Source organism: Bradyrhizobium sp. USDA 223 (assembly GCF_044909005.1).
In the GTDB taxonomy this organism is placed as follows: domain Bacteria; phylum Pseudomonadota; class Alphaproteobacteria; order Rhizobiales; family Xanthobacteraceae; genus Bradyrhizobium; species Bradyrhizobium yuanmingense.
Genome location: NZ_JBIYDR010000001.1, coordinates 3099922 through 3123106 on the forward strand (window position 1 = coordinate 3099922; position 23185 = coordinate 3123106).

Annotated in this window: 19 protein-coding genes; 6 read left to right on the plus strand and 13 right to left on the minus strand. The window is 65.2% G+C overall.

The window, feature by feature from the left end; translation table 11 throughout:
• Window positions 1-219 precede the first annotated feature (219 nt).
• Entirely contained in the window at window positions 220-816 is a 597-nt protein-coding gene (locus ABIA40_RS14450) for a phasin family protein (protein WP_036001015.1), read from the plus strand.
• 172 nt (window positions 817-988) lie between these two features.
• Here ABIA40_RS14450 and ABIA40_RS14455 read toward each other — a convergent pair whose 3' ends face one another.
• The 3 genes from ABIA40_RS14455 to guaB all read right to left on the minus strand — a co-directional run bounded on the left by ABIA40_RS14455 (window position 989) and on the right by guaB (window position 4293).
• Entirely contained in the window at window positions 989-1282 is a 294-nt protein-coding gene (locus ABIA40_RS14455; RefSeq protein WP_128262189.1) for a hypothetical protein, read from the minus strand.
• A gap of 257 nt (window positions 1283-1539) precedes the next feature.
• On the minus strand, window positions 1540-2574 hold the full coding sequence (locus ABIA40_RS14460; RefSeq protein WP_404541677.1) for an NADP-dependent oxidoreductase: 1035 nt from the start codon (window positions 2572-2574) through the stop codon (window positions 1540-1542).
• 225 nt (window positions 2575-2799) lie between these two features.
• Window positions 2800-4293: an IMP dehydrogenase gene (guaB, locus tag ABIA40_RS14465; RefSeq protein ID WP_404541679.1), complete on the minus strand. Its 1494-nt coding sequence runs from the start codon at window positions 4291-4293 to the stop codon at window positions 2800-2802.
• Window positions 4294-4781: 488 nt separating this feature from the next.
• Here guaB and ABIA40_RS14470 point away from each other — a divergent pair, with 488 nt between their 5' ends.
• The gene (locus ABIA40_RS14470) at window positions 4782-6272 is read left to right on the plus strand and encodes an MFS transporter (protein ID WP_109144054.1); all 1491 of its coding nucleotides are present in this window, start codon (window positions 4782-4784) and stop codon (window positions 6270-6272) included.
• A 104-nt stretch (window positions 6273-6376) separates the two neighbouring features.
• On the opposite strand, the gene ABIA40_RS14475 is transcribed toward ABIA40_RS14470, so the two are convergent.
• Together ABIA40_RS14475 and ABIA40_RS14480 are read right to left on the minus strand one after the other, a co-directional pair.
• Window positions 6377-7063 (minus strand): RlmE family RNA methyltransferase, encoded by a 687-nt coding sequence (locus ABIA40_RS14475; RefSeq protein ID WP_157287760.1) that lies wholly within the window; start codon window positions 7061-7063, stop codon window positions 6377-6379.
• A 2-nt stretch (window positions 7064-7065) separates the two neighbouring features.
• Window positions 7066-8139 (minus strand): Ppx/GppA phosphatase family protein, encoded by a 1074-nt coding sequence (locus ABIA40_RS14480; protein WP_404541682.1) that lies wholly within the window; start codon window positions 8137-8139, stop codon window positions 7066-7068.
• Window positions 8140-8349: 210 nt separating this feature from the next.
• On the opposite strand from ABIA40_RS14480, the gene ABIA40_RS14485 reads away from it, so the two are divergent.
• On the plus strand, window positions 8350-10722 hold the full coding sequence (locus ABIA40_RS14485; RefSeq protein WP_404541684.1) for a xanthine dehydrogenase family protein molybdopterin-binding subunit: 2373 nt from the start codon (window positions 8350-8352) through the stop codon (window positions 10720-10722).
• 174 nt (window positions 10723-10896) lie between these two features.
• Here the strand turns inward: ABIA40_RS14485 and ABIA40_RS14490 are convergent, their stop codons facing one another.
• Complete coding sequence (locus ABIA40_RS14490; RefSeq protein WP_404541686.1) at window positions 10897-11697, minus strand: hypothetical protein; 801 nt, start codon at window positions 11695-11697, stop codon at window positions 10897-10899.
• Between the two features lie 106 nt (window positions 11698-11803).
• Here ABIA40_RS14490 and ABIA40_RS14495 point away from each other — a divergent pair, with 106 nt between their 5' ends.
• The 3 genes from ABIA40_RS14495 to ABIA40_RS14505 are packed head-to-tail and all read left to right on the plus strand — an operon-like array spanning window position 11804 to window position 15192.
• Entirely contained in the window at window positions 11804-12295 is a 492-nt protein-coding gene (locus tag ABIA40_RS14495) for a YaiI/YqxD family protein (protein ID WP_404541689.1), read from the plus strand.
• A gap of 2 nt (window positions 12296-12297) precedes the next feature.
• A complete protein-coding gene (locus ABIA40_RS14500; protein WP_404541691.1) occupies window positions 12298-14109 on the plus strand; it encodes an ABC-F family ATP-binding cassette domain-containing protein in 1812 nt (603 codons plus the stop codon).
• A 3-nt stretch (window positions 14110-14112) separates the two neighbouring features.
• Window positions 14113-15192 (plus strand): D-TA family PLP-dependent enzyme, encoded by a 1080-nt coding sequence (locus tag ABIA40_RS14505; RefSeq protein ID WP_404541693.1) that lies wholly within the window; start codon window positions 14113-14115, stop codon window positions 15190-15192.
• A 108-nt stretch (window positions 15193-15300) separates the two neighbouring features.
• Here the strand turns inward: ABIA40_RS14505 and ABIA40_RS14510 are convergent, their stop codons facing one another.
• From ABIA40_RS14510 to ABIA40_RS14540, 7 genes are all read right to left on the minus strand, one after another.
• The gene (locus tag ABIA40_RS14510) at window positions 15301-16530 is read right to left on the minus strand and encodes an NAD(P)/FAD-dependent oxidoreductase (protein ID WP_404541695.1); all 1230 of its coding nucleotides are present in this window, start codon (window positions 16528-16530) and stop codon (window positions 15301-15303) included.
• A 152-nt stretch (window positions 16531-16682) separates the two neighbouring features.
• The gene (locus tag ABIA40_RS14515; protein WP_404541698.1) at window positions 16683-17600 is read right to left on the minus strand and encodes an SDR family NAD(P)-dependent oxidoreductase; all 918 of its coding nucleotides are present in this window, start codon (window positions 17598-17600) and stop codon (window positions 16683-16685) included.
• Window positions 17601-17721: 121 nt separating this feature from the next.
• Window positions 17722-18201: a MaoC family dehydratase gene (locus tag ABIA40_RS14520; protein WP_404541700.1), complete on the minus strand. Its 480-nt coding sequence runs from the start codon at window positions 18199-18201 to the stop codon at window positions 17722-17724.
• Window positions 18202-18328: 127 nt separating this feature from the next.
• Window positions 18329-20047, minus strand: a complete 1719-nt coding sequence (locus tag ABIA40_RS14525) for an AMP-binding protein (RefSeq protein ID WP_271547139.1) — start codon at window positions 20045-20047, stop codon at window positions 18329-18331.
• The gene (gene mmsB, locus ABIA40_RS14530) at window positions 20047-20967 is read right to left on the minus strand and encodes a 3-hydroxyisobutyrate dehydrogenase (RefSeq protein WP_271547276.1); all 921 of its coding nucleotides are present in this window, start codon (window positions 20965-20967) and stop codon (window positions 20047-20049) included. Before mmsB ends, ABIA40_RS14525 begins: the two co-directional genes overlap by 1 nt.
• Entirely contained in the window at window positions 20963-22030 is a 1068-nt protein-coding gene (locus tag ABIA40_RS14535; RefSeq protein ID WP_271547140.1) for an enoyl-CoA hydratase/isomerase family protein, read from the minus strand. The genes mmsB and ABIA40_RS14535 overlap by 5 nt, the downstream gene beginning before the upstream one ends.
• Window positions 22027-23172 carry an isobutyryl-CoA dehydrogenase gene (locus tag ABIA40_RS14540; RefSeq protein ID WP_404541702.1) on the minus strand — a complete coding sequence of 382 codons (1146 nt, stop codon included), beginning with the start codon at window positions 23170-23172 and terminating at the stop codon, window positions 22027-22029. Before ABIA40_RS14540 ends, ABIA40_RS14535 begins: the two co-directional genes overlap by 4 nt.
• Window positions 23173-23185 lie beyond the last annotated feature (13 nt).

The following is a 23185-nucleotide window of genomic DNA, read 5'->3' on the forward strand; positions in this document are numbered from 1 at the left end:
GATGATCGAGGGTAAGAACATGAGACCCGCGGTGCCAAGCAAGTGAACCAATCCATGGAGTAATTGGAAGTTGAAGCGCTCGTTCCTGCGCGCGATCGCGGAGGATTGATTAAAAATCACGTGCCCCGGAACGGTCGAGAAATGCCCACGTTGGCCGCTAAGGATCGCACCTGTGACGGAGAGGATCCGACGTCACCAACAATAACCAAGGAGCAACAGATGGCTAATCCACGCCAGGAGGAAAAGTCTACGCAAAGCCCTGAGGACACAATGCGCCGCGCCGCCGAAAGGACCGCTGAGCAAACCAGACGGATCGGCTTAGCTACCGCTGAGGCCAGCGAGGAGGTAGCCCAAGCCAGCAGTCACCTGCTGCAACAGAATGCCGAGATGTTGCAAAACAGTTGGCGCTTCGGCGTCGACATGGCCACTGTGATGTTGGGCCGGTCTGCTGATCAGCTTGGTCGCACGTTCGGTGTGACGGGCAATGAAACGGAGCAGGCAACAGAACGATCGGTCCGCAACGCTGAAGCAATCATGTACTCTACAACCGCGGTCGTCAAAGGAATGAACGGCGTCTCACGCGAGTACTTCGATTTCGTTCGACAGCAGATCGAGAGGACCATGGACCGTATGAATGAACTCTGGCGCTGCCGAACTCCGCAGGATTTGGCGGCTGTGCAGACCGATCTGATGCGCGATTCGATCAGAAGCGCCCTCGATACCAGCCGCCGGATGGCGGACATGTCTTTGAAGGTGGCTGACGACGCAGGAAACCATATTACCCAGAGTATCGAACGCATGCGGCACGCCGCCTAAAGCGCGATGCGATTAAGATGAATCGTGATCGCGCTATAGGTTACTGTTTGAGCATGATCTTTTCGGAAAACCGCTACTCGGAAAACCGCTATGCTGTAGCGCACCGTCACAGCCATGGCGCACATGTGCGGCTGAACCTCAGCCGCTCGTGTGTTGCGGCCTCGCGGAAGACTCAAGCCACGCTTTTGAGATCCTGCTGGATCGCGGCGAGCAGCGATTGCAGCGCGGCGCTGTTCACCGGCTTAGCCTCGGTGCCGGCTGGCTGAGCAGCGGGGCGCTGCGCAGCTTTCACGGGACGCTTCGGGAATGGCGGAGGCGCAGGCATTGCGGCCGGGGCGAATTCGCCCTCGTCCTCGGCGTGAACGAACTTGCCATGGATGACGTCGTCGCGACGGCCCATGATGAACATGGTCGCCCAATAGCCGGCGGCCAGGAGGATGACGCAGAAAATACCAATCTCTAACATGGCAGCACCTAAAATATGCGCGATGATTCAATGCCTTCGTCCGGCCGTCAATGAACAGGGGGTCACACCCGCGGCTTTTGCGGGCAGGTGTGACCATTTGGTGACTCTTTCTTAACTATCCCCACGCGGTGTGTGGCCGCGGAGCCACGTGAGTCCCATTCCCTGTCGCCTAAAGCGCGATGAATGCGCCCGCGCTTTAGGTTGTTGTTTGGGCATGATCTTTCCGGAAAACCGCTTCGCACTTTTCCGGATCATGCCTAGGCCTTGTCCGGCCCGACCCGGACCAGCTGCTTGCCGAAATTGGCCCCCTTCAGCAGGCCTATGAAGGCGCCGGGGGCGCTTTCCAGGCCCTCGGTGACGAACTCCTTGTACTTGACCCTGCCGTCGCGAACCCAGCCGGACATGTCGCGCAGGAAGTCTCCGTGGCGGGCGGCGAAGTCGGAGACGATGAAGCCGCGGAAGGTCAGCCGCTTGGTCAGCGTCGCGCGCATCAGGCTGGCCGCCCATTTCGGCGGCTTGGCCTCGGTGTCGTTGTAATGGGCGATCAGGCCGCACACCGGCACGCGCGCAAACGGGTTGAGCAGCGGAAACACCGCTTCGAACACGGCACCGCCCACATTCTCGAAATAGACGTCGATACCCCCAGGGCAGGCGTCCTTCAGCTTGGCGGCGAGATCGGGATCGCGGTGATCGATGCAGGCATCGAAGCCGAGCTCCTTCACCACGTAGTCGCACTTGTCCTTGCCGCCGGCGATGCCGACCGCACGGGCGCCCTTGATCTTGGCGATCTGCCCCACTGCCGAGCCGACCGCGCCGGACGCACCGGCAACGACGACGGTCTCGCCCGGTTGCGGCTTGCCGATGTCGAGCAGGCCCGTATAGGCGGTCATGCCGGGCATGCCGAGCACACCTATCGAGGTCGAGATCGGCCCGAGCTTGGGATCGACCTTGATCAGGCCCTTGCCGTTCGAGATCGCATGGGTCTGCCAGCCGGAGCGGATGCGCACGATGTCGCCGACCGCGAAATCGGGATTGTTGGAGGCCGCGACCTCGCTGACCGCCTCGCCTTCCATCACGCCGCCGACCGGCACCGGAGCTGCGTAGGACGGCCCTTCGCTCATGCGCCCGCGCATATAGGGATCGAGCGACAGCCAGATCGTGCGCAGCAGGACTTCGCCCTGCCCTGGCATCGGAACTGCGAATTCCTCCAGGCGAAAATCAGACGGCTTGGGTTCGCCGACGGGACGCGCGGCGAGAACGATGCGTTTGGCGCTATGTTGACCTTGGGCCATGGCTTCCTCCACTTTTCTGTCATTGCGAGCGAAGCGAAGCAATCCAGCCGCGTCAACACAAAAGGACTGGATTGCTTCGCGCAGGCTCGATGCGCGCACGCCACATAGGCGCCGTCATGCCCCGCGAACGCGGGGCATCCAGTACTCCTAGACAATCGTTGTTGAACCGAGAAGCCGCGGCGTACTGGATCGCCCGCCTTCGCGGGCGATGACACCGAGAAGCGCCTAACCCCCGCCCGGATAGTTCGGGCTCTCGCGCGTGATGGTGACGTCGTGGACGTGGCTTTCGCGCAGGCCCGCGCCGGTGATGCGGACGAACTGGGACTTGTCGTGCAGCTCCTTCATGTCGCGTGCGCCGACATAGCCCATCGCGGCGCGCAAGCCGCCGGCGAGCTGGTGCATGACGTTGCCGACCGGGCCCTTGTAGGGCACCTGGCCCTCGATGCCTTCGGGCACGAGCTTGAGCGTGTCCTTGATGTCCTGCTGGAAGTAGCGGTCGGCCGATCCACGCGCCATCGCGCCGACCGAGCCCATGCCGCGATAGGCCTTGTAGGAACGGCCCTGCCACAAAAACACTTCGCCGGGCGTCTCGTCGGTGCCGGCGAGCAGCGAACCGACCATGGCAATGTCGGCGCCGGCCGCGAGCGCTTTCGCAAGGTCGCCGGAATATTTGATGCCGCCGTCAGCGATGACGGGGACATCGGCCTTCTTCGCCGCTTCGACCGCATCCATGATCGCGGTGAGCTGGGGCACACCGACGCCGGCGACGATGCGCGTGGTGCAGATCGAGCCCGGGCCGATGCCGACCTTGATACAATCCGCGCCTGCGTCGATCAGCGCCTGCGCGCCTTCCGTGGTGGCGACGTTGCCGGCGACGACCTGCACCGAATTGGACAGGCGCTTGATGCGGTTCACCGCCTGCAGCACGTGACGGGAATGGCCGTGCGCGGTGTCGACGACGACGAGGTCGACGCCGGCATCGATCAGCCGCTCGGTGCGCTCGAAGCCGGTATCGCCGACCGTGGTGGCGGCAGCGACGCGAAGACGCCCCTGCCCGTCCTTGCAGGCGAGCGGATGGGCAACCGCCTTCTCCATGTCCTTCACGGTGATGAGCCCGACGCAGCGATATTGATCGTCGACGACCAGCAGCTTCTCGATGCGGTGCTGGTGCAGCATCCGCCGCGCCTCGTCCTGATTGACATTCTCACGGACCGTGACGAGCCCCTCATGCGTCATCAGCTCGGAGACTTTTTGCCGGCGGTCGGTGGCAAAGCGCACGTCGCGGTTGGTGAGGATGCCGACCAGCTTGCCGGGCGTGTTCTTGCCGGCGCCGGTGACGACGGGAATGCCGGAGATGCCGTGGTCGCTCATCAGCTTGAGCGCGTCGTCGAGCGTGGCGTCGGGGCTGATGGTGAGCGGGTTCACCACCATGCCTGACTCGTAGCGCTTGACCTGCCGCACCTGGGCGGCCTGCCCTTCGGGATCGAAGTTGCGGTGGATGACGCCGAGGCCGCCGGCCTGCGCCATGGCGATCGCCATGCGGGCCTCGGTGACGGTGTCCATGGCCGAGGCCATGATCGGGATGTTGAGCGGGATGGCGCGGGTGACGCGGGAGCGGATGTCGACCTCGCCCGGCATGACGTCGGACAGGCCAGGCTTCAACAGCACGTCGTCGAACGTAAAGGCTTCGCGGATGCCCTGAAGTTGCACCGTGGCCATCTGCCAACTCCTTCCTGCGGCCCTGCCGCAAATGCTAATGGATGAGCGCCGCCCTCGGCGTCCCTTGCGGCAACGCCTTGAGAATCGGAGCCCATCGGTGGGGTTGACGCGGGTCGATAGCACGGCCGCGTGACGAATCAAAGCAATTCGGGCCGCTGGCCAGCCATGCACAGGGGTTTTTAGGCCGAAATCGGCGGGCACAGCCCATGCGCCAGCCCAACCCTGACCGTCATTCCGGAGCGCGACGAAGTCGCGAACCCGGAATCCATCTGGCAGCAACGCTGCGGCCCAATAGATTCCGGGCTCGCGCCAAGGGGCGCGCCCCCGGAATGACGGCGGAGCGAGAAGCGACGCCCCGGCATGACGGAGGCTGTGGGTCACACCGTTGTTACGCGGGATTTAGGTGCCATGCGTGGATCCGCAATGGTCGGCGGCGGACGGCGGTGATAAGCCGCAACTCCACCCCTCCTTCCAATTTCATTACCCTCATGGTCGACAAGCAACGCGTCATTCCGCTGATCGTGGCCACCGCTCTGTTCATGGAGAACATGGATTCGACCGTGATCGCCACCTCGCTGCCGGCGATCGCGGCCGACATCGGCACCAGCCCGCTGACGCTGAAGCTCGCGATCACCTCCTATCTGCTGTCGCTCGCGGTGTTCATTCCGGCGAGCGGCTGGACCGCCGACCGGTTCGGCGCGCGGATGGTGTTCGCGATCGCGGTCGGCGTGTTCATGGTCGGCTCGGTCGGCTGCGCGCTCTCGACCTCGGTCACGGATTTCGTGTTCGCACGCATCCTGCAAGGCATGGGCGGCGCCATGATGACGCCGGTCGGACGCCTCGTGCTGCTGCGCTCGGTCGACAAGAGCGCGCTGGTCAACGCCATGGCCTGGGTGACGGTCCCCGCCTTGATCGGCCCGGTGATCGGCCCGCCGCTCGGCGGGTTCATCACGACTTACGCATCCTGGCACTGGATATTCCTGATCAACATCCCGATCGGGCTGCTCGGCATCTTCATGGCGCTGCGCTTCATCGATCCCATCAAGAGCGAGACGCAGGAGCCGTTCGATCTCTACGGCATGGTGCTCTCTGGGCTGGGGCTCGCAGGCATCGCCTTCGGCCTTTCCGTTGCCGGCCTCAACCTTCTGCCATGGAGCACCGTCGCCGCGTTGATCGTGGGCGGTGCGATCTCGATGACGCTCTACGTCATCCATGCGCGGCGGACCGGATCGCCGGTGCTGGACTTCTCGCTCCTGAAGCTGCCGACGCTGCGCGCCGCCGTGTTCGGCGGCTTCCTGTTCCGGCTCGGCATCGGCGCACTACCGTTCCTGCTGCCGCTCCTGATGCAGATCGGCTTCGGCCTGTCGCCGTTCCATTCCGGCCTCGTCACCTTCGCCTCCTCGCTCGGGGCCATGGGCATGAAGACGCTGGCTGCGCGGATCATCCGCACGTTCGGCTTCCGCAATTTGATGACGGTGAACGCGATCATCAGCGCGTTCTTCCTCGGCGTCTGCGCGCTGTTCACGGTGACGACGCCGCTGCTCATCATCATGGTGATCCTGGTGGTCGGCGGCTTCTTTCGCTCGCTTGAGTTCACCGCGATCAACACCGTCGCCTATGCCGACGTCGAGACCGCGCAAATGAGCCGCGCCACGACCCTCGTCAGCGTCAACCAGCAGCTCGCGATCTCGGCCGGCGTCGCCGTCGGCGCGGCCTGTGTCGAGACCACGATGTGGTTCAGCCATGTCAGCGAGCTCAACGCCACGGTGTTCGCGCCGGCCTTCGTCGTGGTCGCGCTGACCTCGGCGGCCTCGAGCTGGTTCTTCTGGCAGATGCCCGCGGACGCCGGCCACGAAATTTCGGGACGCAAGGCGGTGGAGATCGCGAGCCGCAAGGGCGCCGGCAAGGGTGCGGAGAAGGCCGCGGTCAAGGCGGCATCCGAGGATACGCAGGACGTGCGGGATCAGAGATTGGGGTAGTCTTTCGTCATTGCGAGCGAAGCGAAGCAATCCAGACTGCATCCGCGAAGCAAGTCTGGATTGCTTCGTCGCAAGAGCTCCTCGCAATGACGGAGTACCACAGGCTACGCCGCTCCCCCACCCCGAAATCCCGTCGCCAGCACGTAGCGCTCCGAGGAATCCTGCCGGCTCGCCGCCGGCTTGACGTGACGCACGGTGGCAAAGTCGCGCTTGAGCTGGGCGAGCAGCTCGGCATCGGCGCCGCTCTGGAACGTTTTCGCCAGGAACGTGCCGCCGGGCTTGAGCACGTCGCAGGCAAAGGCCGCCGCCGTCTCGACCAGGCCGACGATGCGGAGCTGGTCGGTCTTGCGGTGGCCGGTGGTGTTGGCGGCCATATCGGACATCACGACGTCGGCCTTGCCGCCCAGCATCGCGGTGAGCTTCTCAGGCGCGTCGTTGTCCATGAAGTCGAGCTGCGCGAAATCGACGCCCGGAATCTCCGGCATCTCCAACAGATCGATGGCGACGACCTTGCCCTTGCCTTCCGTGGAGCCGACGCGCTTGGCGGCGATCTGGCTCCAGCCGCCGGGCGCCGCGCCGAGATCGACCACGGCCATGCCGGGCTTCAGAAGCCGGAACTTGTCGTCGATCTCCAGCAGCTTGAACGCGGCGCGCGAGCGATAGCCCGCCGCCTTGGCCTTGGCGACGTAGGGATCGTTGAGCTGCCGCTCCAGCCACAGCTTCGACGACAATTTGCGCTTGCCGCCGGTCTTGACCTGGACGTGCAAGCGGCCGGTGGTGTCCTTGGCCATACTCACCAGCTCCTGAGCGCGCCGTCCTCGCGCATCATCTCGACCAGCATGCCCTCGCGCAACCCGCGGTCGGCGACACGCAGGCGCGGCAGCGGAAAGGCGCGGCGGATAGCGTCGAGGATGGCGCAGCCCGCCAGCACGAGATCGGCACGCTCGACGCTGATGCAGCTGTTGGCGGCACGCTCCTCGTAGCTCATGCCGAGCAGCTTGTTGATGGTCGTGGTGATGTCCGCATCGTTCATCCAGATGCTGTCGATGCGGCGGCGGTCGTAGCGCGCGAGGTTAAGATGGATGCCGGCGAGCGTCGTCACCGTGCCCGACGTGCCGAGCAGGTGCATGTCGGCGAGATCGCGGCCGTGCTCCTCGGCGAATGGCGCGACGTGGCTTGCGACCTCCTGCTCCATCGCCGCATAGATCTCCGGCGTGACGTCGCGTCCGCCGAACTGCTCGGCGAGCGTGACCACGCCATAGGGAATCGACATCCAGGCTTTGATGCGCGGTTCCGGCTTTTCGGGGTCGCGCTCGATCCGCACCAGCTCGGTGGAGCCGCCGCCGATGTCGAACAGGATCGCGCCCCGCCCCCTGGGATCGACCAGCGGCGAGCAGCCCAGCACGGCGAGCGCGGCCTCGGTCTCGCGGTCGATCACCTCGAGCTCGATGCCGGTCTCGGCCGCAACGCGGCTGCGGAAACCTTCCGCGTTCGAAGCCGCGCGGCAGGCTTCGGTCGCGATCAGCCGCAGCCGACGCGCCTTCCGCAGATTGATCTTGTCGCGGCAGATGCTGAGCGCGGCGATGGCGCGCTCGATCGCGGCGTCGCTGATGCACCCCGTCGCCGAGACGCCCTCCCCGAGCCGGATGATGCGCGAGAAGGAATCGACCACGCGAAAGCCGTCCTGAGTCGGACAGGCGATCAGCAGCCTGCAATTGTTGGTGCCGAGGTCCAGCGCCGCATAGACGCCGGTTCCCGGCGCCTGCGCGCCGACGGCCGGATTGGTGGCCAACGCCACCGCCGCCATCGACCCCTCCAGCTCGCTATGCGGCGCATGGCCGTCGCGGAGCCGCGTGTGGTCATTCATACAAACTGTCTTTCCGCGGCCGGTCGGGCCGGTCTGGAATTGATTATTCGCCTGAAACATTAGCAGCGCGGCAGGCCTGCGCAACAACGCATCACATGGGACCATGTCCAATCGTGCGTTGTCGTGAACGGGGGTGGTGGGTTATCTGAGGGAGTCCGGTGCTCCGCTGCCGCGAAAATGCGCAAATACCGGCTTTTCAGGTCAATTCCCATGCAAGAATACACCAAATCGTCGACGCTCGAGAACGCTATTGCACTGCAAAAGTATGGCGTCGGGCAACCGGTCCGCCGCAAGGAGGACGACACGCTGGTGCGCGGCAAGGGCCGCTACACCGACGATTTCAACCTGCCCAACCAGGCCTATGCCGTGGTCGTCCGCTCGACCCATGCCCATGGCATCATCCGCAGCATCGGCCTCGATGCCGCCAAGGCGATGCCGGGCGTGGTGGGGGCGTGGACCGGGAAGGATCTCGATGCCGCCGGCTACGGTCCCTTCACCTGCGGCCTGCCGCTGAAGAGCCGCGATGGTACGCCCCTCCTCCAGACCAACCGCCAACCGCTGGCGACCGACAAGGTCCGCTTCGTCGGTGATCCCGTCGCCTTCGTGGTGGCGGAGACGCTGGCCCAGGCGCGCGACGCGGCCGAGGCGGTCGAGCTCGACATTGAGCCGCTGCCGGCGGTGACCGACCCCGAGGAAGCCGCCCAGCCCGGCGCGCCGCAGCTCTATGACCACATCCCCAACAACGTCGCGCTCGACTACCACTATGGCGACATGGACAAGGTGAACGCCGCCTTCGCCAGCGCCGCTCATGTGACCAAGCTCGACATCGAGAACACCCGCGTTGCCGTCGTCTCGATGGAGCCGCGCGTGGGGCTTGCCTCCTACGACAAGAAGACCGAGCGCTACACGCTTCAGGTGCCGACGCAGGGCGTTGCCGGCAACCGCGCCAACCTCGCCAAGAACCTGAAGGTGCCGAACGAGAAGGTGCGCATCCTCACCGCCAATGTCGGCGGCTCCTTCGGCATGAAGAACATCAACTATCCCGAGTACATGTGCATTCTCTATGCGGCGAAGGCACTGGGACGCCCGGTGAAGTGGCTGGACGAGCGCTCGACCAGCTTCCTCTCCGACAGCCACGGCCGCGCGCAGAAGATCCATGCCGAGCTCGCGCTCGATGCCGAGGGGCACTTCCTCGCGGCGAAGCTTTCCGGCTACGGCAATCTCGGCGCCTACATCACCGGCGTCGCGCCGGGGCCGCTTTCGCTCAACACCGGCAAGAACTTCTCCAGCGTCTATCGCACGCCGCTGATGGCGGTCGACATCAAGGTGGTACTGACAAACACCACGCTGATGGGGGCCTATCGCGGCGCCGGCCGGCCCGAGGCGAACTATTACATGGAGCGGCTGATCGACCGCGCCGCCGACGAGATGGGCATCAATCGGCTGACCTTGCGTAAGCGCAACTTCATCAAGCCGAACCAGATCCCGTTCGCGGCGTCCTCCGGCGTCACCTACGACAGCGGCGACTTCCAGGCCGTGTTCAACAAGGCGCTCGAAATCTCCGACCACGAGAACTTCGCCAAGCGCAAGAAGGAGAGCAAGAAGGCCGGTAAGCTGCGCGGCATTGCGGTCGGCTCCTATCTCGAAGTCACGGCGCCGCCGAGCCCCGAGCTCGGCAAGATCGTGTTCGATCCCGATGGCACCGTGCAGCTCATCACCGGCACGCTCGATTACGGCCAGGGCCATGCCACGCCGTTTGCGCAGGTGCTGTGCGAGCAGCTCGGCGTCCCCTTCGAGAACGTGAAGCTCGTGCAGGGCGACAGCGACATCGTCCACGCCGGCAACGGCACCGGCGGCTCACGCTCGATCACTGCGACCGGCCAGGCCATCGTGGGTGCCGCAAAGCTCGTCATCGAGAAAGGCAAGCGCGCCGCCGCACATATGCTGGAGGCGTCCGAAGCCGATATCGAGTTTGCCGACGGCAGCTTTACGATCGCCGGCACCGATCGCAGCATCGACATCATGGAGCTTGCCAAGCGTCTGCATGACGGCAAAGTGCCGGAGGGCGTGCCTGACAGCCTCGATGTCGACCACACCAGCGATCCAGTCGCCTCGGCGTTCCCGAACGGCTGCCACGTCGCCGAGGTCGAGATCGACCCGGACACCGGCATAGTGCAGATCGTGCGCTACAGCGCGGTCAACGATTTCGGCACGGTGATCAACCCGATGCTGGTCGCGGGCCAGCTCCATGGCGGCGTGGTCCAGGGCATCGGCCAGGCGCTGATGGAGCACATCCGCTACGACGAGAGCGGCCAGCCGATCACGGGCTCGCTGATGGACTACGCCCTGCCCCGCGCGGAGGACGTCCCCAACATGACGGTCGGCGATCACCCGGTGCCCGCCACCACCAATCCGCTCGGCAGCAAGGGCTGCGGCGAAGCGGGCTGCGCCGGCAGCCTGTCGACGGTGGTGAACGCGGTGCTCGATGCACTGTCGGAGTACGGCATCAAGCACATCGACATGCCGCTGACCCCAGAGCGGGTGTGGCGCGCGATCCAGGAGGCGAAGGCGAAAGCGGCTTAAGGCTGCCCTTCCAACTCTACAACAATGCTGTCATCGCCCGCGAAGGCGGGCGATCCAGTATTCCAGAGGCGCGCGTTGGAGACCTCGCTTTCACCACATCCGCCGCGGCGTACTGGATTCCCCGCCTCCGCGGGGAATGACACCGTCTTTGGAGCGGCGGCTTTGCCTTCCAGCCTACGCCGCCGCCTGCTCGCGCGGCTGGTAGATTGCGGTGTGCTGGCAAAGCGCGAGCGGCGTCGTGCCGTTAGCGACGACCAGCGCGTCGAACTCGACGAAGCGGTGGCCCTTCTTCTCGTAGTTCGCGGTGACTTTTGCCCGCGCGGTGATCTCGTCGCCGGCGCGCGCGGCGGACAGCAACTGCATGCGGCTGCCGACGTGGATCCAGGGACCCAGGATGGTGTTGTCCACCAGCACGCGGTTCATAACGCGCTGGATCAGGCCGGGGTGGCCGAGCCCCTCGCGCGCGAAGATCGGATCCTTCTCCCTGACATCGGCGAGATAGTCGGCCGCATCCTGCCCTGCCCAGCGGCGCGGCGTGGTGCCCAGCCATTTGCCCAGCTCGAACGTCGCAGGACTGACAGGCTTGCGCTCGGCGATGGCGGGGACTTCGAGATAGTCACTGAGCGACAACGTTGGCACGGCGGTCGGCAGTGAGGCCGTGCCGGTCGCGCAGAGCTCGGTGCGGCTGAACACCTCGATGGTCAGCAGGCCGTTGTGCTCGGTGGCATCGACATCGGCGGTCTCGCCGTCATAGACCGGCTTGATGAAGCGGGCCTCGACCAGCCCGCGAGACAGGAAATCGCAGCCCCAGCGCGCGATCGGCACGTGCATCATGTAGGCAAAGACGTCGACGCCGGGGACCAGTCCGCCGGAAAAGCCGAAGCGGCGGGCCACATTGTCGTCGTGCATCTTGTTTTCGGACTGCTTGGCGGTGTTGTAGGCCTCGACGCGATAGGTTTCGAGCCGGTTCGGCATGACTGGCCTTTCCCTGTTATTGTTGTTTCAGGAGCGATCGTAGGGCCTGAGGAACTGGGGTCAATCCCCTCGCCTTTGCGGCCCGAATGCGGTACCACGCGGCGGAATGACCGAGACCCCGACCCGCATCTATGTCGACGCCGACGCCTGTCCGGTGAAGGACGAAATCTATCGCGTCGCGATCCGGCACGGCGTGCCCGTGAGCGTGGTCGCCGGCAATTTCATTCGCGTGCCGCAAGACCCACTCATCGAGCGCATTGCCGCGGGCAGCGCCATGGATGCCGCCGACGACTGGATCGCCGAGCGCGCGAAACCTGGCGACGTCGTGGTGACCTCGGACATTCCGCTGGCCAGCCGCTGCGTCAAGGCGGGCGCCGACGTGATCGCGCCGAACGGCAAGCCGTTCACCGAAGAGTCGATCGGGATGACGCTGGCGGTGCGCAATCTGATGACGGACCTGCGATCGGCCGGCGAAGTCACCGGCGGCCCGCGCTCGTTCTCGCCGCGAGACCGCTCCGCGTTCCTCTCGGCGCTCGACCAGACGCTGCGCCGGATCCAGCGCCGCCGCGCAGATCAGGCCGCAACGAGCCAAGGTTAGCCATGGCCCCGCCGCTGATCCAACTCAAAGATATCAGGCTGACCTTCGGCGGCACGCCGCTGCTGTCGGGAGTCGAGCTCAACGTCGCGCCATCCGAACGGGTCTGCCTGATCGGCCGCAACGGCTCCGGCAAGTCGACCCTGCTGAAGATCGCGGCCGGCCTGGTCGAGCCTGACGCCGGCACACGCTTCGTGCAGCCCGGCGCCACCGTGCGGTATCTGCCGCAGGAGCCCGACTTCGGCGACCACAAGACCACGCTCGCTTATGTCGAGTCCGGGCTCGCGCCGGGGGACGACCAGCACCAGGCGCGCTATCTCCTGGAGCAGCTCGGCCTCACCGGCGAGGAGAACCCGCACAACCTCTCCGGCGGCGAGGCACGCCGCGCGGCGCTAGCCTTCGTGCTGGCGCCCTCGCCCGACATTCTTCTGCTGGACGAGCCGACCAACCATCTCGATCTCGCCACCATCGAATGGCTGGAGCAGGAGCTCGACTCCAGGCGCAGCGCGCTCGTCATCATCAGCCACGACCGCCGCTTCCTGACCAATCTCTCGCGCTCCACCGCCTGGCTCGACCGCGGCAGGATCAAGCAGATCGACCGCGGCTTTGCCTCGTTCGAGAGCTGGCGCGACGAGGTGCTGGCCGAGGAGGAGCGCGACCAGCACAAGCTCGACCGCAAGATCGTCGACGAGGAGCACTGGCTGCGCCACGGCGTCTCCGGCCGCCGCAAGCGCAACGTCAAGCGGCTCGCCAATCTGCATGCGCTGCGCGCCCAGCGCCGCAACTATCGCGGCACCGCCGGCAGCGCCAACCTCGCAGCCAGCGAAGCCGAGCAGTCCGGCAAGCTGGTGATCGACGCCAAGGGCATCACGAAATCCTACGGCGAGCGCAAGATCGTCGAGAGCTTCTCGACCCGGATCCAGCGCGGCGACCGGCTCGGTATCATCGGGCCGAACGGCGCCGGCAAGACCACGCTGGTCAACCTGCTCACCGGCGGCATGCAGCCGGATTCCGGGACGATACGTCTCGGCGCCAATCTGGAGATGGCGACGCTCGACCAGCACCGCGAAAGCCTCGATCCGAAATCGACGCTGGCGGAAGCGCTCACCGGCGGTCGCGGCGATCAAATCATGGTCGGCGGCAAGCCGAAGCACGTCGTCGGCTACATGAAGGACTTCCTGTTCGCGCAGGAGCAGCGCGGCACACCGCTGGAGGTACTCTCGGGCGGGGAGCGCGGCCGGCTGATGCTGGCGCGCGCGCTGGCAAAGCCGTCGAATCTCCTGGTGCTGGACGAGCCGACCAACGATCTCGATCTCGAAACGCTCGACGTGCTCGAGGAGATGCTTGGCGACTACGAAGGCACCGTGATCCTCATCAGCCACGACCGCGACTTCCTCGACCGCGTCGTCACCTCGGTGATTGCGCCGGAGGGTAACGGCAAGTGGATCGAATATGCCGGTGGCTACAGCGACATGCTGAGCCAACGTGGCGCCGACTTGAAGCGCGAGGCGCCGAAGGCGCAAGCTCCCGTGGAGAAAAAAGAGGAGCGCGCTGCCGCTCCCTCGTCGGCGCCCAAGCGGAAGCTCAGCTTCAACGAGAAGCACGCGCTGGAGACGCTGCCGAAGAAGATGGAAGCGCTGCACGCCGATATTGCAAGATTGCAGCGCGTGCTCGACGATCCCAGTCTCTATGCGAAAGATCGCAAAAAATTCGACGACACCTCGGCTGCCATCGCGAAGGCCCACGAAGAGCTGTCGGCCGCCGAAGAGCGCTGGCTCGAACTCGAAATGCTCCGTGAAGAGATTGAACAGGCATAACTCATGACAACAACTCTTGCCGCCAAGATCGCCCGCGAATACGGCACGCCCTGTGCCGTCATCGACATGGACAGGGTCGAGCGCAACATCGCGCGGATCCAGAAGGCCTGCGATGACGCCGGCATCGCCAACCGTCCGCACATCAAGACCCACAAGAACCCGACCATCGCCAAGATGCAGGTTGCGGCCGGCGCCAAGGGCATCACCTGCCAGAAGCTGGGCGAAGCCGAGATCATGGCCAATGCCGGCATCGACGACATCCTAATCAGCTACAATCTGCTGGGCGAGGAGAAGATGGCCCGCCTCGGCGCATTGCAGGCGAAGGCCAACATGACGGTGGCTGCCGACAATTGGACGGTCGTCGCCGGCCTGCTCAAGGCGGCTGCGGCGTCAGGCCGCCCGCTCTCGGTCGTGGTCGAATGCGACACCGGGCGCAAGCGTGCCGGCGTCGAAACGCCGGCAGAGGCGATTGCCCTGGCACGCGAGATCGCGGCATCCAAGGGACTGGAGTTTGCCGGCTTCATGCTCTATCCGACCGAAACAGGCTGGGGCGATGCGCAGAAATTCTACGACGAGGCGCTGGCCGGCGTACGCGCTCACGGGCTTGACGCCAAGATCGTCTCCACGGGTGGCACGCCGAACCTCGTCAACATCGGCAAGCTCAAGGGCGGCACCGAGCACCGCTTCGGCACCTACATCTACAACGATCGCATGCAGGTCGCCGCAGGTTCGGCGACCTGGGATGATTGCGCACTGCACATCTATTCGACGGTGGTGAGCCGCGCCGCGCCCGAGCGCGGCATTCTCGACGCCGGCTCGAAGACGCTGACCACGGACACCGGCGGACTCGACGGCCACGGGCTGATCCTGGAGCATCCCGAGGCGAAGATCGCCAAATTCGCCGAGGAGCACGGCTTTCTCGATCTCTCCCGCAGCAACACGCGGCCTAATGTCGGCGACGTCGTCCGCATCGTGCCGAACCACGTCTGCGTCGTCGTCAACATGATGGACGAGGTGGTGATGGTGCGCGGCGAGGACATCATCGGCACGCTGCCGGTCGCGGCGCGCGGGAAGCTGCGGTAGGCGCGCGTCCCCACGGCCGTCATTGCGAGGAGCTCTTGCGACGAAGCAATCCAGAATCTTTCCATGGAGAGACACTGGATTGCTTCGCTGCGCTCGCAATGACGGTGGTTAGCGTTTCAGCCACGCCAGCACGCCCCTGCCCGCAGCGGCTCCCGTCGCGAACGAGGCCTGCAGGAGATACCCGCCCGTCGGCGCCTCCCAATCCAGCATCTCGCCGGCCGCAAACGTGCCCGGCAGCTTGCGCAGCATGAAGTGCTCGTCGAGCTCGTCGAACAGAATTCCGCCTGCCGTCGAGATCGCGCGGTCGATCGCCGCTACTCCGGTGAGCTGAACCGGAACAGCGTTGACCAGATCTGCGAGCTCCGCCGGCGAGAACGCGGCCAGCGGGCGGCCGGAGGCGATGGCGGCCTCCTGCATCAATCCGATACCAACCGGCGACAGCTGGGCGGCCTTGCGCAAAAAGTTCCCCAGCGATTGCTTGCCGCGCGTGCCTGACAGCCGCGTCGTCAGCGCAGCGGCGTCGAGATCGGGCCGCAACCCGATCATCAGCGTCGCCTGGCCGAGATTCAGCACGACCTCGCGCAGTTCCGCCGATAGCGCGTAAATCGCGCCGCCTTCGATACCGCTGCGGGTGATCATCGCCTCTCCGCGAACCGTGTGCGCGCGAAGCGTCAGCGCCACGCCCTTGAGCGGCTGGCCTTCGAAACGGTCGCGGAAGACTTTGGACCACGCGACCGTGAAGCCGGAATTGGCCGGCCGCAGTTTTGAGACGGCAATGCCCTTTGCGGCGAGGATGTCGACCCAATGTCCGTCCGAGCCCAGGCGTGGCCAGCTTGCGCCGCCGAGCGCGAGCAGCGTGGCGCTCACTTCAATAGCGGAGACGCCTTTCGGCGTCTGAAAGATAAGCCGGCCCTCGCCGTCCCAGCCGATCCAGCGATGGCGAAACGCAAAGCGGACGCCGGCGGCATCGAGCCGCCGCAGCCAGGCGCGCAGCAAGGGCGAGGCCTTGAACGCCTTGGGAAACACGCGTCCGCTGCTGCCGACGAAGGTCGGCTCGCCCAGCGCCTCGCTCCAGGCGCGCAGTGCATCCGGCGAAAATGCCCCGACCGCCGCCTGCAGTTTCGGTGCGGCCTCGCGATAGCGCGCCATGAACTGCGGCAGCGGTTCGCTGTGGGTGAGATTGAGCCCGCCGCGGCCGGCCATCAGGAATTTGCGCCCGGCGGACGGCATCGCATCGTAGACGGTGACCAAGGCGCCGCCTTGCGCCAGCACTTCCGCCGCCATCAGTCCGGCGGGACCTGCGCCGATCACGGCGATATGGGGGGCGGTGATGGTCATGGCGTGAGTTTAGGCCGAGCCGCGTGCCAAACCAAAGGTCGTCATGCCCGGGCCTGTCCCGGGCATCCACAAGAGCGATGTTCGCGGGTACGAAGACGTGGATGGCCGGGTCAAGCCCTGCCATGACGACTGAGACTGAGATTATGCCGCGCTTAAAGCTTGATCCCCGCTCGCGCTGCGGCCTGCGCGACGTATTTCTGCGTCTGCTCGAACGCGCCCTGCAGGGCCCTGGCCTTCGACATGTCGCTGATTTCGGCGAAATGCGCGGCGATCGCATCCGGCGTCCACTCGCTCTCCGGCAGGTTGATGCCTTCGCTCTCCAAAATCTTGATCACCGCAAACGAGCCGGCGCCCGCGCCCATGATGGTGCGGGTCGGTGCATCCTCGCTCAGCAGGTACTCGACCGCGGGCGTGATCGCGTTCGGCTTCATCAGTTGCAGCGCCTGCGGCGGCAGCAGCTCTTCGGTCATGCGCGTCGCCGCCGTCGGCGAGATGATGTTGACGCGGATGTCGTTCTTGCGGCCCTCCTCGGCGAGCACGTTCATCAGGCCGACCATGCCGGTTTTCGCGGCGCCGTAATTGGCCTGGCCGAAATTGCCGTAGAGGCCGGAGGACGAGGTCGTCAGCACGATGCGGCCGTAATTGCGCTCGCGCATGCCGGCCCACGCCGCCTTGCAGCAATAGAAGGTGCCGACCAGATGCACGTCCAGCACCTTCTGGAAATCGGCCACCTCCATCTTGCCGAACGACTTGTCGCGCAGGATGCCGGCATTGGCGCACAAGAGATCGACGCTGCCCCATTCCTTGGTGGCGCGCTCGACCATCGCGGTGACCTGCTCGAAATTGGAGACGTCGGCGCCGTCGGCCATCGCGGTGCCGCCGGCTTTGCGGATCTCCTCGACCACCGCTTCGGCCGGCGACAGCGAGCCGCCGGTGCCGTCACGCGCGCCGCCGAAATCGTTCACCACGACCTTCGCGCCGCGGCTCGCCAGCCCCAGCGCATGCGCGCGTCCGAGACCATTGCCCGCGCCAGTGACGATGGCGACGCGTCCGTCGAACCTGATTGCCATGAGTGCGTTTCCCAGATGTTAGCCGTCATGGCCGGGCTTGACCCGGCCATCCATCAAAATCGACAGGCTTTTGAGCAGCGATGGGTTGCCGGGTCAAGCCCGGCAACGACGGGCCAGGGACTTACGCGAAATAGATCAACCCAAGCCAGTCGGCGACGAGCGCCGGCTTGTCCTCGCCCTCGATCTCCACCGTGACGTTGGTGCGGGACTGCAATTCGTTCGGCTTGCGGAGCTTGGCTTCCGCCAGCACAAAGCGGCCGCGCACGCGCTTGCCCGAGCGCACCGGCGAGATGAAGCGCAACCTGTCGAAGCCGTAATTCACGCCCATCGTGGTGCCCGCGATCACGGGCATCACCTCGTAGGACATGATCGACAGCAGCGACATCGTGAGAAAACCGTGCGCGATGGTGGTGCCGAACGCGGTTTCCTTCTTCGCGCGTTCCGGATCGACGTGGATGAACTGGTGATCCTCGATCACGTCGGCATAGCTGTCGATGCGGGGCTGGTCGATCAGATGCCATGACGACACGCCGATCTCCTTGCCGACCATGGCCTGATAGGCCTCGAGCGTAACAGGCGGCTTCTTCCAGACTTCGTTCATGGCAACTCCGATTGCCGTCATTCCGGGGCGCGCGAAGCGCGAGCCCGGAATCCATTTGACAGCAAGCTCTGCCGCAAAATGGATTCCGGGTTCGATGCTGCGCATCGCCCCGGAATGACAAGCTCCACTACGTTTCGCCCCGTGTCTTCGCCAGCTCCGGAAAATCCTCCTCGCGGAATTCCCGGCCGCGCAAGGGATCGCCCCGATCGTCGTCGCGTTCGAGCCGTCGTAGCTGGACGCGGCGGATCTTTCCAGAGATGGTCTTCGGCAGCTCGGTGACGATTTCGAGGCGGCGGATGCGCTTGAACGGCGCCAGACGCGCGTGCAGGTGCCTGAAGATCGATAGCGCGGTTTCCGGCGAGCGTTCTGCGCCCGCAGTCAGCAGCACGAAGGCCTTGGGAATCGCAAGCCGGATCGGATCCGGGCTCGGCACCACCGCAGCTTCGGCGACGAGCTCGTGCTCGAGCAGCACGCTCTCCAGCTCAAACGGGCTGATGCGATAGTCGGACGACTTGAACACGTCGTCGGAGCGGCCGACGAAGGTCAAGTAGCCGTCCTCATCTGCGAACACGACGTCGCCACTGCGATAGAGCGCGCCTTCGGCGCCGGACAATTTGCCGTCGTCACTCTGATAGCCCTGCATCAGGCCCGCGGGGCGGTCGGCGCCTAGCACCAGCGTCACCTCGCCTTCCTTGGCCGGGTTACCATCGGCATCGCTGATCTGCACGCGATAGCCTGGCAGCGGCCGGCCCATCGAGCCGATCTTGATGGGCTGGCCCGGCGAATTGCCGGCGAGCGCCGTGGTCTCGGTCTGGCCGTAGCCGTCGCGGATGGTGAGGCCCCAGGCGGCCTGCACCTGGTCGATCACTTCGGGATTGAGCGGCTCGCCGGCGCCGCAGACCTCGCGAAGCGCCACCTTGAACGAGGCAAGGTTCTCCTGGATGAACAGCCGCCACACCGTCGGCGGCGCGCACAGCGTGGTGACGCCGCAGCGGCCGATGGTGGCAAGCAGCGCCTTCGCATCAAAGCGCGGCTGGTTCACCACGAATACAGTCGCGCCCGCATTCCACGGCGCGAAGAAGCAGCTCCAGGCGTGCTTGGCCCAGCCGGGCGAAGATATGTTGAGATGGACGTCACCGGGCTTCAGGCCGATCCAGTACATCGTGGAGAGATGGCCGACGGGATAGCTGCGCTGGCTGTGGCGTACTAGTTTCGGTTTCGCCGTCGTGCCCGAGGTGAAATACAGCAGCATCGGATCGTCGGCGTTGGTCGGACCATCAGGCGCAAAACTCTCGGAGGCCTTTGTCGCCTCGTCATATGCAATCCAGCCGTCGGAGGCCGCGCCGACGACGATGCGCACGACGTTCTCGGCGCCCAAGCTGGCGAATTTCGTCACCTGATCCTGCGCGGCGACCACCGCCCTGGCCTTGCCGCGATCGAGCCGGTCGCGCAGCTCGTCGGCAGTCAGCAGCGTGGTCGCCGGAATGACGACGACGCCAAGCTTCATCGCCGCCAGCATGGTCTCCCACAGCGGAACCACATTGCCGAGCAGGAGCAGCAGATGATCGCCGCGCTTCAACCCCTGTGCGCGGAGGAAATTCGCGACTTGGTTCGAGCGCTTCGAAAGCGCCGCAAAGGACAGCTTCGTCTGCTTGTCCTGAGCGGCATCGACGATCCAGAGCGCGGGCCGATCCTTGCTGTCCTCATTGGCCGCGAGCTCGACGTCGAACCAGTCGAGCGCCCAGTTGAAAGGAACCGGATCGGGCCAGCGGAAGCCTTTGACCGCTGCCTCGTAATCCGTGCGGTGTTGCAGAAGGAACGCGCGTGCTTCCTGGAATGTGGTCATCAAGCTTTCCCGGCTAAACTCCTAACGTGCTTGATAATTCCGGAAAAATCCACCCCGCCCTGGCCGGCTGCGTCGAAAGACTGATAGATCTCCTGGGCATGCTTGCCGAGCGGCGTCGCTGCGCCCGCAGCCTTGGCCGCCTCCTGCGCCAGGGTGAGGTCTTTCACCATCAGAGTCGAGGCAAAGCCCGGCTTGTAATCGTTGTTGGCCGGCGAGGTCGGCACCGGGCCCGGTACCGGGCAATAGGTGGTCAGCGACCAGCATTGGCCGGACGAGGTCGAAGCGACGTCGAACAGCGCTTGATGCGAGAGCCCAAGCTTCTCACCGAGCGCAAAGGCTTCGCTCACCGCGATCATGGAAATGCCGAGGATCATGTTGTTGCAGATCTTTGCGGCCTGGCCCGCTCCGGCGCCGCCGCAATGCACGATCTTCTTGCCCATGTTCTCGAGCACGGGCTTTGCCGCGGCAAATGCCTTGTCCTCACCGCCGCACATGAAGGTAAGCGTTGCTCCCTTGGCACCGCCGGTGCCGCCGGACACGGGCGCATCGACCGAGAGCACGCCGTGCTTGGCGGCGAGCGCATGCGCGGACCGCGCGCTTTCAACGTCGATGGTGGAGCTGTCGATGATCAGCGCCCCCTTGGTCATGGCGGGCACGACGTCGTTCCAGACGCCGAGCACGTGCTTGCCTGCGGGCAGCATGGTGACGACGACATCGGCGCCCTTCACCGCGGCGGGGGCGCTGTCGGCGATGCTGGCGCCATCGGCCTTGGCCTGATTGCGCGAGGCCTCGACGAGATCGAACGCCACCACTTTGTGGCTGGCCTTGACGAGGTTGGCCGCCATCGGGCCGCCCATGTTGCCGAGACCGATGAATGCGATCGTGGCCATTGTCGTTTCCTCCGCTGTCGCGTTGTTAATTGAACTTCAGCTCGTCCGGGCCGATGTCGGCGAGATAGGGTGCAAGCATCTCCGGCGTCACATCCTCGATCCGCGGCGGCGACCAGGTCGGGTTGCGGTCCTTGTCGATCACGGCGGCGCGCACGCCCTCGCGGAAATCGTCGCTCCGAAACACTTCCAGCGCGGCGCGGTATTCGCGCACCAGGCACTCTTCCAGACTCGACGATGTGCGCGCCAGCCGCAGCAGCTTGAGCGTCACCACCATGCCGCGCGGTGACTTTTCGTTCAGCGTTTTCAGCGTGGCCAGCGCGAACTCGGAACCATCGCGCTTTAACGCAGCGAAAATGTCCTCCATGCGGTCGAAGCCGAACAATGCATCGATGACCGGCTCCCTGGCGGCGACCGGCCCCGCAGTCTCGCCGGTGGCGAAGCCGTCGATGAGCTTGCTGAAATCGGCTGCGGTCGCACCGGACCGCAGCTCGGTCAGCGCCTCGCGCAGCTCCGGCAATCTTGCCGCCGGCACCACCCAATCGGCAAACTTCGCATGGATCGCGTCCGGCCCGTTCATGGTCTGGCCGGTCAGCCCGAAATAGGTGCCGATCTCGCCCGGCGAATGCGACAGCAGATAGGTACCACCAACGTCGGGGAAGAAGCCGAGGCCGACTTCGGGCATCGCGAGCTTCGTCCGATCGGTGACGATCCGGTGGCTGGCATGGGCGGACAAGCCAACGCCGCCGCCCATCACGATGCCGTCCATGAAGGCGACATAGGGTTTTGGAAATTTCTTGATCCGGGCATTGAGGATGTACTCCTCGCGCCACAGGATCTTGCCGAGATCGCCATTGACTTTCGAGCTTTCCCAGAGCGCGCGGATGTCGCCGCCGGCGCAGAGCCCGCGCTCGCCGGCGCCTTCCAGCAGGATCACGGCAACTGCAGGATCAGCTTCGAAGCGATCGAGCGCCTTGTCGATGTCGCGAAACATCTCAAGCGTGACGGCGTTGATCGCCTTGGGACGATTGAGCCTGATGATGCCGGCCGCGCCCTCGACGCGGGCGACTAGATCGCCCTCTTCCACTGAACTCATCGCGCGCCCTCGATCAGTTTGCGCGCCACGATGAGCCGCATGATTTCATTGGTGCCTTCGAGGATCTGGTGCACGCGTAAGTCGCGCACGATCTTCTCGATGCCGTATTCGCTGAGGTAGCCGTAGCCGCCGTGGAGTTGCAGCGCATGGTTGGCAACCTCGAACCCGACATCGGTGCCGAAGCGTTTCGCCATGGCGCAGAGCATGGTGGCGTCGGGGTCTTTGCGATCGAGCGCCGCGGCGGCGCGCCACAGGAAGGTGCGCGCGGCCTCCAACTCGATCGCCATGTCGGCGAGACGGAATTGCAGCGCCTGGAATTCGTCGAGCCGTTTGCCGAACGCCTTGCGCTCCTTCATGTAGGCGCGCGCCTTGTCGAGCGCAGCTTGCGCGCCGCCGAGCGAGCACGCCGTAATGTTGAGACGGCCGCCGTCGAGGCCGGCCATCGCGATCTTGAAGCCTGTGCCCTCCTCGCTCAGGCGATTGGCCACAGGCACGCGGGCGTTCTCGAATATCACCGCGCGGGTCGGCTGTGCGTTCCAGCCCATCTTGCGCTCGTTGGCGCCAAAGGAGACGCCGGGTGTCTTGCCGTCGATGACAACGGTCGAGATGCCGCCGGGGCCATCACCGCCGGTCCTGACCATCGCGACCAGCAGGTCGGTGCCGCCGGCGCCAGAGATGAACTGCTTCTGGCCGTTGAGCACATAATGGTCGCCGTCGCGCACCGCGCGGGTGCGGAGCGCTGCCGCATCGGAGCCGGCACCCGGCTCGGTCAGGCAGTAGCTGGCGATCAGCTCCATGGTGCAGAGCTTCGGCAGCCATTGGTGGCGCTGGGTATCGCTGCCGAAGGCATCGATCATCCAGCTCGCCATATTGTGGATGGAGATGAAGGCCGAGGTGGTCGGGCAACCCGTCGCCAGCGCCTCGAAGATCAGCGCCGCGTCGAACCGCGCCATGGCGGAGCCGCCGACATCGTCGCGGATGTAGATGCCGCCCATGCCGAGCGTGGCAGCCTCGCGCATGACCTCGACGGGGAAATGCTTCTCCTCGTCCCAGCGCAGCGCGTGCGGCGCGATCTTCTCGGCCGCAAACGCCAATGCCATGTCGCGAACCGCGATCTGATCCTCATTCAGAGCGAACTGCATCCGGCCTCGCTCC